At 57.7% G+C, this 14465-nt stretch carries 12 protein-coding genes; 8 read left to right on the top strand and 4 right to left on the bottom strand.

Annotated features, from left to right (window positions below; translation table 11 throughout):
* Nucleotides 1-101 precede the first annotated feature (101 nt).
* The 8 genes from SynBIOSU31_RS13860 (at nt 102) to SynBIOSU31_RS13895 (ending at nt 9293) form a co-directional block, all read left to right on the top strand.
* Entirely contained in the window at nt 102-1223 is a 1122-nt protein-coding gene (locus SynBIOSU31_RS13860) for a TRAP transporter substrate-binding protein (RefSeq protein ID WP_186490942.1), read from the top strand.
* Entirely contained in the window at nt 1220-1792 is a 573-nt protein-coding gene (locus SynBIOSU31_RS13865; RefSeq protein ID WP_186490948.1) for a TRAP transporter small permease subunit, read from the top strand. The genes SynBIOSU31_RS13860 and SynBIOSU31_RS13865 overlap by 4 nt, the downstream gene beginning before the upstream one ends.
* On the top strand, nt 1789-3180 hold the full coding sequence (locus tag SynBIOSU31_RS13870) for a TRAP transporter large permease (RefSeq protein WP_186490950.1): 1392 nt from the start codon (nt 1789-1791) through the stop codon (nt 3178-3180). Before SynBIOSU31_RS13865 ends, SynBIOSU31_RS13870 begins: the two co-directional genes overlap by 4 nt.
* Nucleotides 3181-3218: 38 nt before the next feature.
* Nucleotides 3219-4991: a diflavin flavoprotein gene (locus SynBIOSU31_RS13875; protein WP_186493125.1), complete on the top strand. Its 1773-nt coding sequence runs from the start codon at nt 3219-3221 to the stop codon at nt 4989-4991.
* A gap of 154 nt (nt 4992-5145) precedes the next feature.
* On the top strand, nt 5146-5958 hold the full coding sequence (locus SynBIOSU31_RS13880) for a phytanoyl-CoA dioxygenase family protein (protein ID WP_186490956.1): 813 nt from the start codon (nt 5146-5148) through the stop codon (nt 5956-5958).
* Nucleotides 5959-6437: 479 nt separating this feature from the next.
* Nucleotides 6438-8267: a diflavin flavoprotein gene (locus tag SynBIOSU31_RS13885; protein WP_186490958.1), complete on the top strand. Its 1830-nt coding sequence runs from the start codon at nt 6438-6440 to the stop codon at nt 8265-8267.
* Between the two features lie 89 nt (nt 8268-8356).
* Nucleotides 8357-8884: an NADPH-dependent FMN reductase gene (locus SynBIOSU31_RS13890; RefSeq protein ID WP_186490960.1), complete on the top strand. Its 528-nt coding sequence runs from the start codon at nt 8357-8359 to the stop codon at nt 8882-8884.
* Between the two features lie 157 nt (nt 8885-9041).
* Entirely contained in the window at nt 9042-9293 is a 252-nt protein-coding gene (locus SynBIOSU31_RS13895; protein ID WP_186490962.1) for a hypothetical protein, read from the top strand.
* Here the strand turns inward: SynBIOSU31_RS13895 and SynBIOSU31_RS13900 are convergent.
* The 4 genes from SynBIOSU31_RS13900 to SynBIOSU31_RS13915 all read right to left on the bottom strand — a co-directional run bounded on the left by SynBIOSU31_RS13900 (nt 9268) and on the right by SynBIOSU31_RS13915 (nt 14335).
* Nucleotides 9268-9528 carry a hypothetical protein gene (locus SynBIOSU31_RS13900; RefSeq protein ID WP_186490964.1) on the bottom strand — a complete coding sequence of 87 codons (261 nt, stop codon included), beginning with the start codon at nt 9526-9528 and terminating at the stop codon, nt 9268-9270. The two genes, SynBIOSU31_RS13895 and SynBIOSU31_RS13900, sit on opposite strands and share 26 nt — an antisense overlap.
* A gap of 96 nt (nt 9529-9624) precedes the next feature.
* Nucleotides 9625-12591, bottom strand: a complete 2967-nt coding sequence (gcvP, locus tag SynBIOSU31_RS13905; protein WP_186490966.1) for an aminomethyl-transferring glycine dehydrogenase — start codon at nt 12589-12591, stop codon at nt 9625-9627.
* A gap of 57 nt (nt 12592-12648) precedes the next feature.
* The gene (gcvH, locus tag SynBIOSU31_RS13910; protein ID WP_186490968.1) at nt 12649-13038 is read right to left on the bottom strand and encodes a glycine cleavage system protein GcvH; all 390 of its coding nucleotides are present in this window, start codon (nt 13036-13038) and stop codon (nt 12649-12651) included.
* Between the two features lie 19 nt (nt 13039-13057).
* A complete protein-coding gene (locus SynBIOSU31_RS13915; RefSeq protein WP_186493126.1) occupies nt 13058-14335 on the bottom strand; it encodes a methionine gamma-lyase family protein in 1278 nt (425 codons plus the stop codon).
* Nucleotides 14336-14465 lie beyond the last annotated feature (130 nt).

Raw genomic sequence — 14465 nt, forward strand, 5'->3', positions numbered from 1 at the left:
AGGGGGCTTTTTTTGATTGCGAAACCAGGATCAAACCCGGAGCAATCGATAATCTTGCCCAGACAGCGTCGTCTCCCAGGCGACCTACCCAGGAGCACGTCATGCAACGTCGGCAGCTGCTCCGGACCAGTGGGCAAGCGCTCGCCGCTGCAGCCGGAGCCGGAGCACTGAGCGCCTGCACGATTCGTCGTGCTGAAACTGGTCGCAGCAGTGGCCTTCCCCAGGTGCGCTGGCGGATGGCAACAAGCTGGCCGGTCTCGCTCGACACGATTTACGGAGGAGCCGAAACCATTTGCGAACAGGTGAAAGTGATGAGTGGCGGAGGCTTCACCATCGAACCGTTTGCCGCCGGTGAAATCGTTCCAGGGCTTGAAGTGCTGGATGCCGTTCAAGCCGGCTCCGTGGAATGCGGCCATACGGCCAGTTACTACTACGTGGGCAAGAATCCCGCGTTCGCCTTTGGCACTGCCGTGCCCTTCGGGCTCACGGCTCAGCAACAGAATGCCTGGCTTTATCAGGGGGGCGGAAATGAGGCGATGGATGCCTTGTTTGCTGATTTCGGCGCCAAAAGCTTCCCTGCCGGAAATACTGGCGGTCAACTCGGCGGCTGGTTTAAGCGACCTGTCGACAATCTGGCGTCCCTCAAGGGCCTGAAGATGCGCATCCCAGGGCTGGGAGGCAAGGTGATGGCCAGCCTGGGGGTGAACGTGCAGGTCTTGCCAGGCGGCGAGATCTATCTCGCACTGGAGCGGGGAGCCATTGACGCCGCGGAGTTCACAGGCCCCTATGACGACGAGAAACTCGGCCTGCCAAAAGCAGCGAAGTACTACTACCCAGGCTGGTGGGAACCCGGGCCCAGCCTGACCGCGTTAGTCAACCGCAGTGCCTGGGACAAACTGCCGGAGGAGTATCAGGCCATGTTCAGCACAGCCTGTTACCAGGCGAATATGGGCATGCTCAGCAAATACGAACAACGCAACAGCGAGGCGCTGCTGAGACTGCGGCGACAGGGAATCAAACTTGAGGCCTACAGCAACGACATCCTCGAAGCGGCCAAGGAAGCCACCGGCGTGTTGTTTGCAGATCTGGCGGCTGACGATGCCAACTTCAGGGACCTTCTGGAACGCTGGCGCCTCTTCCAGAAGGAAACCCTGAACTGGAATCGCATCAATGAACTGCCTCTGGCGACGTTCAACACCAGCATCGAGGGAGCTGCGGGATGAGCGAACCTCTCTCCGGCGTGGTGCGCCTGTTCGATCGCCTCAATGCCGCGGCCGCCTGGCTGGCGCGCTGGTCCGTGCTGCTGATGCTGGCGATCGGAATCTGGAATGTTGTGGGGCGCTATCTGGGTTCTGCTGTCGGGATCAATCTCAGCTCCAATGGGCTGATCGAAGCCCAGTGGTACCTCTTCGATCTGATCTTTCTGCTGGGCCTTGGCTGGACCCTGCAAAAAAAGGGTCATGTGCGTGTGGATGTGCTGCAGAGCCGCTGGTCACCACGCCGCCGCAACCGTCAGGAACTGAACAGCATCCTGCTGCTGTTGCTGCCCTTCGCCTTCGGGGTGATGGCGATCTCGATCGCACCGGCACTGCGTTCCTGGAGCATCGCCGAGATGTCGCCCGACCCTGGCGGGCTGCCACGGACCTGGGTGAAATCGCTCATTCCCCTTGGCTTTCTGTTGCTGGGGCTGCAGGGGATCGCCGAAGCACTACGGCTGCGGCTGTCGCTCAGCAACCCCGAAGCAACTCAAGCTGCCGTTGAGCAGCACCAGGAGGGAGGCCCCACGCTGTGATCGAGATCGAAGCTCTGGGCTGGGTAATCAGCTTTGACCCTTCAGCAGTGCTGGCTCCCGGGATGTTTTTGGCGCTGATCGTGGCGCTGCTGAGCGGATTTCCCGTCGCATTCTGTCTTGGTGGAATTGGGGTGATCTTCGCCCTGCTGGGCATGCTCAGCGGAGAGATCGAACCACAATTCGTCACTGCCCTGCCTCAGCGAATCCTGGGGATCATGGCCAACTTCACCCTGTTGGCCATCCCCGCTTTTGTCTTCATGGGTTCGATGCTGGAGATCTCCGGCATCGCCGAACGGCTGCTGGAAGCCATGGGTCGGCTGCTAGGGCGCCTGCGCGGTGGTCTAGCGCTAGCCGTAGTTCTGGTGGGTTCGCTGCTGGCGGCGACCACCGGCGTGGTGGCAGCGACCGTCACCACCATGGGGCTGATCTCCCTGCCGGCCATGCTGCGGGCGGGATACGACAAAACCCTCGCCACAGGGGTGATTGTGGCGTCAGGCACGCTCGGGCAGATCATCCCCCCCAGCATTGTTTTGGTGGTGCTGGGGGATCAGCTTGGAATTTCAGTCGGCGATCTCTTCATCGGAGCACTGCTGCCGGGCCTGCTGATGTCGGCCGTATTCGCCATCTACGTGCTGGTGATCAGTGCGCTCAAGCCGGAACTGGCCCCCGAACTCAAGCCCGAGCTCTCCGGCTCGAGTCATCCTCTGCAATTGGTGCAATCGGTGTTGCCACCGATCGCTCTGATCATGGCGGTGCTCGGGAGCATTTTCTTCGGCATTGCGACCCCCACTGAAGCGGGGGTGATCGGAGCGGTCGGCGCCATGGTGCTGGCAGGCCTCAATGGCGGCTTTAGCCGTCAACAACTCTCGAATGTCTGCGAGAGCACCATGCGGACTACCGCCATGGTGATGGCCATCCTGATGGGATCCACCGCCTTCAGCCTCGTGTTCCGAGGAGTAGGCGGCGATCAGCTGATTTCCGAACTGCTGCTCAACCTGCCGGGAGGGCGAGTTGGGTTCCTGGTGTTCAGCATGCTGATCATCTTCCTGCTGGGCTTCTTCATCGATTTCTTCGAAATCGCATTCATCGCAGTGCCGCTGTTGCTGCCCGCCGCTCGTCAGCTGCTGGGGCCCGAGGCTCTGGTTTGGTTTGGCGTGATGATCGGCGCCAATCTGCAGACCTCCTTCCTCACGCCGCCCTTCGGCTTTGCGCTGTTCTACCTACGCGGCGTAGCTCCCGATGAAGTGAGCACTGGGGATATTTATCGAGGCGCCCTGCCATTTGTCGGTCTGCAGGTTGCGGTCCTGGCCCTGATCATCGCGGTGCCGGGACTGGTGGACTGGTTACCCCGCCTGGCTGGAGCTCTCAGCCCGGGTCCGATGACCTGAAGATCTCCGTAAAGTTGGTTACAACGCGCGATTCGGTGATGGTCACAGCAAGCCTGAACAGCACGAACTCCTCTGCTGTGATCCCTCGCCTCTCACTCCAGTGTGAGCCGATCGCCGCAGACAGCACCACCATCCGCTCCCTGGACTGGGAACGCAGCCGATTCGACATTGAATTCGGTCTGCGCAACGGCACCACCTACAACGCATTTCTGGTGCGAGGCGAACGCACCGCCTTGATCGATACCAGCCACGCCAAGTTCCGCGACACCTGGGTGCCACTGCTCAAAGAACAGATCGATCCGAAGGCGATCGACCATCTGATCGTGAGTCACACCGAACCAGACCACTCAGGCCTGATCGGCGATCTGATTGACCTCAATCCCGACATCGAGATCGTGGGTTCGAAGGTGGCGATCCAGTTCCTCAAAGATCAGGTGCATCGCCCGTTCAAGTCGCGAGCGGTGAAAACCGGCGACGAACTAGATCTCGGCACCAGTGCTCACAGCGGCGTGCAGCATTGCTTCGAGTTTCTGAGTGCCCCGAACCTGCACTGGCCCGACACGATCTTCTCGTTCGATCACGGCAGCGGCATCCTTTACACCTGTGATGCCTTCGGACTGCATTACTGCTCCGAGGAGTTGTTCGATACGGACCCCGGTGCGATCGCACCGGACTTCCGCTTCTATTACGACTGCCTGATGGGCCCCAATGCCCGCAGTGTTCTGCAGGCACTGAAGCGCATGGATGCACTACCGGAGATCAACACCGTCGCGGTGGGGCACGGCCCCCTGCTGCGCCAACACCTCAGCCACTGGCTGAACGACTACAGGGAATGGAGCAGCCAACGCAGCAAGGGCGACAGCTATGCAGCCGTTTGCTACCTCAGCCAGTACGGCTTTTCGGACCGCCTCAGTCAGGCCATCGCTCACGGCATCGGTAAAGCCGATGCGCAGGTTCAGCTGGTGGATCTACGGGCTACCGACCCGCAGGAACTGACCGCACTGGTCGGCGAAGCCAAGGCTGTGGTGGTTCCCACCTGGCCGGCGGAACCGGATGGTGAACTGCAGGCCTCAATCGGCACCCTGCTGGCAGCCCTTCAGCCCAAGCAACTGGTTGGGGTCTACGACGCTTTCGGTGGCAATGACGAACCGATCGATGCCATAGCAGAGCAACTGCGCAATCAGGGTCTGAAACCGGCCTTTGAACCGCTGCGCATCCGCCAGCTGCCACAGGGCGGCGACTACCAGCGCTGCGAAGAATCGGGCACCGACCTTGGCCAGATCCTGACCAGGAAAAAATCCATCGAAGCGCTGCGCGGCATCGATGCCAACCTTGATAAGGCGCTGGGTCGCCTCACCGGAGGGTTGTACATCGTGACGGCGAGCCAGGGCGAAGGTGACGCCCGCCGCAGTGGCGCGATGGTGGCCAGCTGGGTCGCCCAGGCGAGTTTCCGCCCGCCTGGCCTCAGTGTTGCCGTCGCCAAGGATCGAGCGATTGAAGCCCTGATGCAGGTTGGCGACAGCTTTGTAATCAACGTGCTGCGGCAGGATCGCTACAAGCCCTTGATGCAGCATTTCCTCAAGCGTTTCCCCCCCGGCGCCGATCGGTTCGAAGGGGTGAACGTGCTGCATGGCGCCGCTGAAGGTGGTCCGGTGCTCACGGACGCGCTGGCCTACCTGAGCTGCCGGGTGGAACAGCGGATGGAAGGACCAGACCACTGGATCATCTACGCGCTGGTGGAGCAAGGAAACGTGGCAGACATCGACGGGCGAACCGCCGTTCATCACCGCAAAACGGGTAATCACTACTAACCCCGCCACTTTTTCCTTCAACAGACTATTTTATCTATATCAATTCAACAAAACAAAATAATATTTCTCGCCTGAAGCCTCTAAGACTTAGGTTCAACCTAGGCAATTAGGCCTTAACCGCAAACAGGCACCTCGCAATTTTTCCAAAAATTTTATGGTCACAAAAAGTATCCAAGCAGTATGCTCTGAAGTCTTAGATTGTGGATACTCAATCATTGAAGACTTTCTGGACAAAAAAACAATAGATCAGTCGCAAAAAGCTCTAAGATGGTTAAATCTAGGACCGAGAGAAAGGATTGCTAATATAAAAGATGACTTATTCTATAATATCTCGTACAGCGATTACATATTAGAAGTCGCAAAATTATTCTTCGATGAAGAAGCAAAGCCCATTCAAAGCCTACTATTTAAATATCCAACTCAACAATTAATACACCAGGATACGGTACATTTTTCGACATATCCAAACGACATGATGCTTGCATGCTGGATAGCACTTGAAGATGTATGCCTGGAAAATGGTACGCTTGAATACATTCCTTATTCCCATCTTCTCCCAACTTTTAGTAAGTATGATTTTCCTACGGAACATCGAGACCGTGGCCTAAAAAGCAAAGATCTTATCAAGGCTGCCTATTGCAAATACGAAAACAATCTCCAAAGAACAATAAAGAGTTTAAATCTGAGGCCAAAATATTTAAGCTGCAAAGCCGGCACCGCATTCATTTGGCATCCAAGACTTTGGCATGGTGGATCCAAACCGCGCAACGAAACACTCACTAGATATTCATATGTAACTCATTACGAGGCAGCAGAAACTCCTATTTATCTAAAACATTTCAATGGCCTACCTTTATTACCTCGCTTAGAAAATCCAAAAGATTTGAAAAGTCAAAAGCAACTCTATCGATACGGCATATTTTCATTCGCCAATAGATTAGCCAAAATTCTAACTTTACACATTTGAGTTTTTTGCAACTATTTGTTTACACTCAATGCAATTAATTATCTAACTTCGACGGGATGCAGGATAAAGATCAAATCGAGAACAAGCAATATCAACCAAGTAATTACAGAGCCTGGCCCTTGGCTTTGATCAAAAAAAATGCTCTCCAAACGAAAGCAATATTTCAATTTGCAAATTGACACGATTGACGCATTCAAAAACAAAAACCTAAAGAATGCAAACAAGTCAGACAAAAAGCTTGGGGGAAATTTTACGTACACCAAAAACGCCATGCTAAAATAATATCTTGAAAACTGAACTAACAAACCTCCCCCTTTAGCTTGATGAGGCTCAAACGTCACCATCTGATCCAAATCTCCCATAATGAAGTAAACGTCTCAACTGATCAAGAATTTTGAAAGGTGAATCACTCAATTGAAAACTGTTTTAAACCTCCTTGAGATCGCACTGCAAGACAAGAAAGTGGAGACTCACTACTGATGTTTTCAACCGTCGCGGCCAGCTCGGCATCCGCTGACCGGCAGGTGATCAGCCTGCCGATCGACCAGGGTCTGGTCTGCCTGCGCGGACTAAGCCCTCAACGGCTGCGATTCGAGCTGGAATACGCGCTGGAGCGTGGCAGCACGGCCAACAGTTTCCTGTTCGAAGCCGGACCTGATGCAACGGGAGTTCAGCAACCCGCTGTTCTGGTACATCCACCGGGAATGGCCTACAGCAGCGTTTTTGTTCCTGCTCTGCTGGAAGCTCTGCCCGCCACGGATCAGCCCCTGCTGATTGTCGTGGGGCACGTGAATCCCAACCGTGTGGCCTTATTGCAGGAACTGGCCGGGATTTATCCAGGCCTTGAACTGATCGCATCCAATCCCGGTGCCAAGCTGCTGGAAGAACTCTGGAATCAACGCAAACCGTCAACCCCCGGTGTTGAAGAGGAACCACCAGCACTGCCCCCGTTCCCACCACTGCAAGTGATCCGCAGGGAGCAGACGCTGGAGTTGAGCCATGGGCGCAGCCTGCTGTTGCTACCGGCACCAACGCCCCGTTGGCCAGGCGGACTGATGGCTTTCGAAGAGAGCCTGGGACTGTTGATGAGCGACAAGTTCTTCAGTGCGCACCTCTGCACGAACACCTGGGCGGAAGCCAACCGAATCAGCACCGAAGAGGAGCGTCGACATTTTTACGACTGCCTGATGGCACCGATGGCCCGCAAGGTGGACCTGCTGGTGGAGCGTCTGGAAGAACTGAGCATCCGCACGATTGCACCGGCCCATGGTCCCGCCATCGATGCCAGCTGGCGCAGCCTGCTGAATGACTACCGCCGCTGGGGGGAAAGCCACCAGCAATCCAGCCTGAATGTGGCTCTGCTGTTCGCCAGCGCTTACGGCAACACCTCTGCGATTGCCGATGCCCTGGCACGGGGCGTGAGTCGCACCGGGATCCGAGTCACCAACCTCAACTGCGAGTTCACACCATCGGAGGAACTCGTTGCAGCGATCCAGTCTGCGGATGGAATTTTGATCGGCTCACCCACCCTCGGTGGACACGCTCCCACCCCAGTGGTCTCAGCTCTTGGAACTTTGTTGGCGGAGGGTGACCGCAGCAAGCCAGTGGGAGTGTTCGGCAGCTTTGGCTGGAGCGGTGAGGCCGTCGACCTACTGGAAACAAAGCTGCGCGATGGCGGCTTCAGCTTCGGGTTCGACCCAATCCGGGTCAAATTCAGCCCTGATCGGGCCAAGGTGCAGGAGCTAGAAGAAATCGGAACCCGTTTCGCCCGCAAACTGCTGCAGGCGGAGAAGCGCGCTCAACGCCGTCATGCCGGAAGCATGAGCGAAAGCCGGAGCGATCCAGCTGTGCTGGCCCTCGGTCGGGTGGTGGGATCCCTTTGCATCCTCACCACACGCAAGGGCGAACTCAGCGGTGCCATGGTGGCGAGCTGGGTCAGCCAGGCCAGCTTCACTCCCCCTGGACTGACGGTCGCCGTGGCTAAGGACCGCGCCGTGGAAGCCCTTCTGCACAAAGGCGATCGCTTTGCGCTGAACGTGCTGGCCGAGGGGCGCGAAAGCGGACCGATGAAACAGTTCCTACAACCGTTCAAACCTGGCGCCGACCGGCTCAGCGGACTGGAATTGGACGCCAGTCCCAATGAACAACCGCTGCTCCCCGAGGCGCTCGCATGGCTGGAGGGTCGAGTGAGCCAGCGGATGGAATGCGGAGATCACTGGTTGATCTATGCCGAGGTGGAGCACGGGGGGCTGTTGGACCAGGAAGCCTCGACGGCCGTCCACCACAGGCGGAGCGGCGCCAACTACTGAAGAGCTCACTGGATCAGTGATATCGACCAGTCAACAAGCATCAGCCTGAAAAAGTCGTCACAATTCAACCTCTGAAGTGCACGCTGCTCATGAGCAAGGCGAACAATCCTGAGGTGCTGGTGATTGCTGCCAGCAACGGCGAGAACCTCAAACTGGCCCAACGCTTCGTGGACCAGACACACGCGCAGGGCAGCAGCGCTGATCTGCTCGACCTCACCACACTCGAGCTCCCCCTGTTCACACCGCGCGCGCAGGAACAAGGCATGCCGAATGGCGTGCAGCCCTTGCAGCAACAACTGATGGCAGCGCCCCGATGGGTGATCTGCGCACCTGAATACAACGGTTCGATTCCCCCGGTGCTGACCAATGCCATCGCCTGGCTGTCCGTTCAGGGAGATGACTTCCGATCTCTCTTCAACGGTCGGCCGATCGCCATGGCCAGCTTCTCCGGTGGCGGCGGCATGGAGCTGCTGGTGTCGCTTCGGATCCAGCTCACCCATCTCGGCGCCCAAGTTGTGGGGCGCCAACTGCTCAGCAATTACTCGAAAGCAGCGAAAGATGACAGCATTGCCGACCTCATCCAGCGCCTCATGCAAATGAAACCACTGCAGCTGTGAATGAATTCAGCAGCCAATGAATCAGAAACAAGCGTTGAATCAAGATTGGCCACTGAACCTCAAACGGAAATCAATTCAAAAGAGAATCGGGATTTCATACACACACCACATCTAGCGCACTAAAATAGCGAGGTCACTAACAACTTCCATTCCCCGAATGGGCATGACCCAAGATCCTCAGTACGCGTTTCGCTATCGCGGCTTTGTTCTCTTGCAACAACGCAATAACAGTTGGCTCGTCAGACCAGAACGAAGCCCGATGAGGCTTTTGCCATTTCGCACCCCAACCTGTTCGCTGGCGGATGTGAAAGCACTATTGGATAGGCGACTGGAGCAGGACACAAGCCTGATCTCAGCCGCCACCACCTCAGGCCGCCTGAGACTCAGGCCGCCTGAGGTGGTGGCGTAGGCGATCCTTGAGACTGAATGGGAATTACAAGGGTTGCCCAGCGCTCAGGGCGCTCGGGACGTTGGCGTCTTGCTTGACGAATTCCAAAAGGAACCCGTAACACATTGGTGCCTTCAATGGTCAAGGTATGACCACGGCCGAGGGCAGCCTGCAAGCAATCAGGAATGTCGGGAAGCTGCAGAGAGTCTGAGGTCTGCTCCGTCGATTCAATTCGTTTTTTGGTGTCGCGACTCATTGATTCCCCATTTGCGACGGTGAATGCTGTGCAGTGTGATCAAAGTTCGCATTGCACGATGAAAAACCGAAGATTAATTTCCGATTTCGGTAAAATTTAACCCATTGACTGAGACGCAGTGGGTTTAGGCGCAGTGAGCTGAAGAGCAACCATGTCTTCAACGCTGGGGCAAGTGCAGATCAGATTGCGATCGCCATAGGCGTTGTCGATCCTGGCCACAGCGGGCCAGAACTTGCTTTGCCGCTGATCCGGCAACGGAAATGCAGCCTGTTCTCGGGAATAGGGACGATCCCAGTGGTCGGCCGTCACAGCGCTCAAGGTGTGGGGAGCGCGGCGCAGGGGATTGTTCTCACGATCGCTGACACCGTTTTCGATCGCAGCGACTTCAGCGCGGATCGCGATCATGGCGTCACAGAAGCGATCCAGCTCTTCAAGACTCTCGCTTTCAGTGGGTTCAACCATCACCGTGCCCGCCACCGGCCAGCTGACCGTCGGAGCATGGAAGCCGTAATCCATCAAACGCTTCGCCAGGTCATCCACCTCGAGACCAGCACTCCGACGCAGATCGCGCAGATCAAGAATGCATTCATGGGCCACGAGTCCTCCTTCTCCCCGGAACAGCACCGGGTAGTGGGAGCCCAGCCGATGCGCCAGATAATTGGCCGATAGCAATGCCACAGCGGTGGCCTGCCGCAGGCCAGCAGGACCCATCAAACGCAGATACATCCAGCTGATCGGCAGGATGCTTGCACTACCTAAGGGGGCTGCAGACACCGCTGAAATGGCCTGGTCACCGCCGCTGGTCGTCAAGGGATGACCAGGGAGAAATGGCAACAGATGCTCTCCTACAGCGATGGGACCCACGCCTGGGCCACCACCTCCATGGGGAATGCAGAACGTCTTGTGCAGGTTGAGATGGCAGACATCTGCCCCAAATGCCCCTGGCCTGCAAACACCGACCTGAGCATTGAGGTTGGCGCCATCCAAATACACCTGACCGCCATGGTCATGAACAAGGCTGCAGATCTCGCGGATTCGGGTCTCGAACACCCCATGGGTTGAGGGATAAGTGACCATCAGCGCCGCCAAGGACTCGGCGTGCTCGGAGAGCTTGCTGCGGAGATCATCGACATCGACATTCCCCTGCTCATCACAGGCCACAGGCACCACACGCATGCCGGCCATCACCGCACTCGCTGGGTTGGTGCCATGGGCACTGGTGGGAATCAGACAGATATCGCGATGAGCCTCCCCGCGAGCCTGATGCCAGGCGCGAATCACCAGCAGACCAGCGAACTCCCCCTGGGAGCCTGCATTCGGCTGCAAGGAAACGCCAGCGAAACCGGTGAGCTCAGTCAACCAGCTCTCGAGATCCTGCGCCATGCGCTGATTGCCCTTCAACTGATCAGCGGGGGCGAAGGGGTGAATGCTTCCGAACTCCCTCCAGCTGACCGGTACCAGCTCCGCTGCAGCATTCAGCTTCATGGTGCAGCTACCCAGGGGAATCATCCCGTGCACCAGCGAAAGGTCTTTGCTGACCAGACGCTGGATATAGCGAAGCAACTCGGTCTCACTGCGATAGCGATGAAACACTGGCTGTTGCAGCCAGGGGCTGGAACGCAGCGGCAAACCAGTCAGAGCCTCGTCATGCTTGGCGATATCAGACAGTTCTGGACAATGGCCTCCAGTGGCCTCAGCCACCAGCGACAGAAGCAGAGACACCTCCTTGTTATCGCTGAGCTCATCCAGGCTGATGCCGAAGCCTTGCGCCTGTTCGATCGCGGCACCATCGGGCAGGACACGCAGGTTGAAACCAGCTCGGGCTGCCAGCTGATGCACGAGCGGCGCCTGAGCACAGACCACATCAACACTGTCGAAGCGAGATCCTTGCGGTAAAGCGAGCCCAAGCGTGCTCAGTCCTTCTTCGAGCTGACAGCGCTGCTGCAGCAGGCGTCTAGCAATCGCCTCAAGACCTTCCGGCCCATGATGAACGGCATAGAACGAAGCCATTACTGCAAGCAGCACCTGGGCCGTGCAGATATTGCTGGTGGCTTTGTCTCGGCGGATGTGCTGTTCACGGGTCTGCAACGCCAGACGCAGAGCGACATTGCCCTCGCCATCTTTCGATTGCCCAACAATGCGACCAGGGACCTGCCGGCGGTAAGCATCACGGGTGGCAAAAAATGCCGCGTGGGGACCGCCTCCACCCATTGGCACACCGAAACGCTGCGCGCTGCCCACGGCGATATCGGCACCGAGAGCTCCGACCGGCTCGAGCAGCACCTGAGCCATCGGATCAATGGCCACCGTGACCAAAGCGCCATGCTCATGGGCCCTGGAGATACAGGAACGAGGGTCCCAGAGCCGGCCACAGCGTCCAGGCAGCTGCAACAACACTCCGAACACATCGTCACCCCACGCGAACTGATCCGGCTCAGCCACATCGAGCTGCACGCCGATTGGCTGGGCCCTGGTGCGCAGAACCGCCAGGGTCTGTGGCAACACGGCAGCATCAACGAGAAAACGGGTGGCTTCAGTTCGCTTACAAACGCCAAAGCTCATCGACATGGCCTCCGCTGCCGCTGTGGCCTCATCCAAAAGTGAGGCATTGGCGATCGGCAGACCGGTCAGCTCACTGATCAAGGTCTGGAAATTGAGCAATGCCTCGAGACGTCCCTGAGCGATTTCGGCCTGATAAGGGGTGTAAGCCGTGTACCAGGAGGGGTTCTCCAACACCTGTCGCTGGATCAACGCGGGGGTGACGGTGCCGTAGTAGCCGAGGCCGATCAAGGACCGCGCCACGCGATTCAAACCGGCAAGTTGGCGGAGTTCAGAAAGAGCTTGGGCCTCTCCAACTCCCTCCGGAAGCTGCGCCTGTGGCGGACTGGAATCGAGAATGTCCGGAGGCACGACGGCCTGCAGAAAGCGCTCAAGATCAGCAAAACCAAGCTGATCGAGCATCAGCTGATTGGCTGTGGATCCTGGGCCGATGTGGCGCTGCGCGAAGGGCGGAAGAGTCTTCGCTGAAGCGGTTTCCACCATGCGCTGGTCCAGCAGGGTCATGGTGGCGCTTCAGAAGGCGCCGACTGTAGGCAACTTGCGCCGGGCGACGATGTGATATCAGGTCGCGGCAACCTTGGCGGCGTAGGTGCCAGCGTCCATCAACTGCTCAAACTGCGTCATATCGCTAGGACGGATCACCAGCAACCAACCCTCGCCGTGGGGATCCTTTTGGAGTTCTTCGGGATTGGCCAGCAGAGCTTCATTGCGCTGCAGAACCTCCCCACTCAGGGGGGCATACATCTCTTCAACAGCCTTGACCGACTCAACAGTGCCAAAACTGTTGCCATGGCTGAGATCAGAACCCACCTCGGGGAGATCCACGAAAACGATGTCTCCGAGTTGATCCACGGCATAGGCACTTAAGCCGATGCGGATCGAATCGGCGTCCTGCCAAGCGTATTCATGGCTGTCCGCATAGCGGTAGGAGGCAGGGAAATCGAAGGCCATCGGGCCGCACCAGCGTCTCTTAATCAGTCTGCGCCAGATTCAGATGTCCTGCCGCAGCCAGGGCTTGCAGCGCCTGGATCAGAGCTAACTCGACATGGGCGCGATGGGTACCGCCCTGAACGTAGAGATTGAACGGCTCACGCAATGGCGCGTCAGCGGAGAACTCACTGGTGCTGCCATCGATAAAAGTGCCACCGGCCATCACCAGATCGCTGGCATAACCGGGCATCGCTGCCGGCACAGGGTCCAGGTAAGAACCCACCGGGGAGCAGGCCTGAAAGGCACGGCAAATCAGCTTGAGTGCCTCAGGATCCCCTAGCTGTACGGCCTGGATCAGGTCACCTCGGGACGCGCCAGCAACGGGCTGTACCGGAAATCCGAGATCGGCGAACACACCAGCCACGAGATCAGCCCCGATCAAGGCTTCAGCCACCATCTGCGGAGCCAGAAACAATCCCTGCAACAACAGTCGGTGCAGATCAAAACCAGTCCCCCCTTCGCTGCCGATCCCTGGTGCAGTGAGACGACAGCAGGCTTGTTCCACCAGATCGGCACGTCCAGCGACGTAGCCACCAGCGGGTGCGATTGTTCCTCCGAGGTTTTTGATCAATGAACCCGCGACCAGATCCGCACCCACCTCAGGCGGCTCCTGGGCCTCAACCAGTTCCCCATAGCAGTTGTCCACGAAGCAAACGCAATTGGGCTGCCGTTCGTGAATACGAGCACAGAGGCGGCCTATGGTCTGCACGCTGAGCGATGGGCGCCAGCTGTAACCGCAGCTGCGCTGGATCAGGATCAAGCGATGAGGTTGATCAAGGGCCTGCTCCAGGGCTTGCTCATCCACAGCCCCGGCTTCGTTGAGCTGCAGCTCTTTGTAGTTGATGCCGAAGTCTTGAAGAGATCCTTGCCCACTTCCACGCAGACCGATGACCTCTTCGAGCGTGTCGTAAGGACGACCCGTGATTGAAAGCAGGCGATCGCCTGGCCTGAGCACACCGAACAAGGCGGCGGCAATGGCATGGGTACCGCTCACAAACTGAAGTCGCACAGCCGCTGCTTCCGCACCGAGCACGCGTGCGAACACCCTGTCGATCACCTCTCGGCCCTGATCTCCGTGCCCGTAACCGCTCACGGAGGCGAAATGCTGGGTTCCCACCCGCTCTGCCTCAAACGCCGCAAGCACCTTCTGCAGACGATCGGCCACAGCAGCGGTGCGCTGTTCGGCAAGAGGCTGCTGACGCTCGCGCACAGCAGCGACCTTCCTGCGGGCAAATGCCCTGGCCTCACTGAGATTCATCCCCTGTACACCGGTGCTCTCTGCATAGCGATTTGAAGCCAGTGCCATGGAAGAACCGCGAAAAGCCTGCTGTTTTCTTTTACATTCACATTCCCAACCAACTGTTTTGGTCTCGGCTGTCGCCGTGTCA

This window comes from Synechococcus sp. BIOS-U3-1 (assembly GCF_014279975.1).
Taxonomy (GTDB): domain Bacteria; phylum Cyanobacteriota; class Cyanobacteriia; order PCC-6307; family Cyanobiaceae; genus Synechococcus_C.

Bases quoted from the DNA above. Each gene is read 5' to 3' on its own strand.
- SynBIOSU31_RS13860 (WP_186490942.1), top strand. From the start codon at position 102: ATGCAACGTCGGCAGCTGCTCCGGACCAGTGGGCAAGCGCTCGCCGCT.
- SynBIOSU31_RS13865 (WP_186490948.1), top strand. From the start codon at position 1,220: ATGAGCGAACCTCTCTCCGGCGTGGTGCGCCTGTTCGATCGCCTCAAT.
- SynBIOSU31_RS13875 (WP_186493125.1), top strand. From the start codon at position 3,219: ATGGTCACAGCAAGCCTGAACAGCACGAACTCCTCTGCTGTGATCCCT.
- SynBIOSU31_RS13880 (WP_186490956.1), top strand. From the start codon at position 5,146: ATGGTCACAAAAAGTATCCAAGCAGTATGCTCTGAAGTCTTAGATTGT.
- SynBIOSU31_RS13885 (WP_186490958.1), top strand. From the start codon at position 6,438: ATGTTTTCAACCGTCGCGGCCAGCTCGGCATCCGCTGACCGGCAGGTG.
- SynBIOSU31_RS13890 (WP_186490960.1), top strand. From the start codon at position 8,357: ATGAGCAAGGCGAACAATCCTGAGGTGCTGGTGATTGCTGCCAGCAAC.
- SynBIOSU31_RS13895 (WP_186490962.1), top strand. From the start codon at position 9,042: ATGGGCATGACCCAAGATCCTCAGTACGCGTTTCGCTATCGCGGCTTT.
- SynBIOSU31_RS13900 (WP_186490964.1), bottom strand. From the start codon at position 9,528: ATGAGTCGCGACACCAAAAAACGAATTGAATCGACGGAGCAGACCTCA.
- gcvP (WP_186490966.1), bottom strand. From the start codon at position 12,591: ATGACCCTGCTGGACCAGCGCATGGTGGAAACCGCTTCAGCGAAGACT.
- gcvH (WP_186490968.1), bottom strand. From the start codon at position 13,038: ATGGCCTTCGATTTCCCTGCCTCCTACCGCTATGCGGACAGCCATGAA.
- SynBIOSU31_RS13915 (WP_186493126.1), bottom strand. From the start codon at position 14,335: ATGAATCTCAGTGAGGCCAGGGCATTTGCCCGCAGGAAGGTCGCTGCT.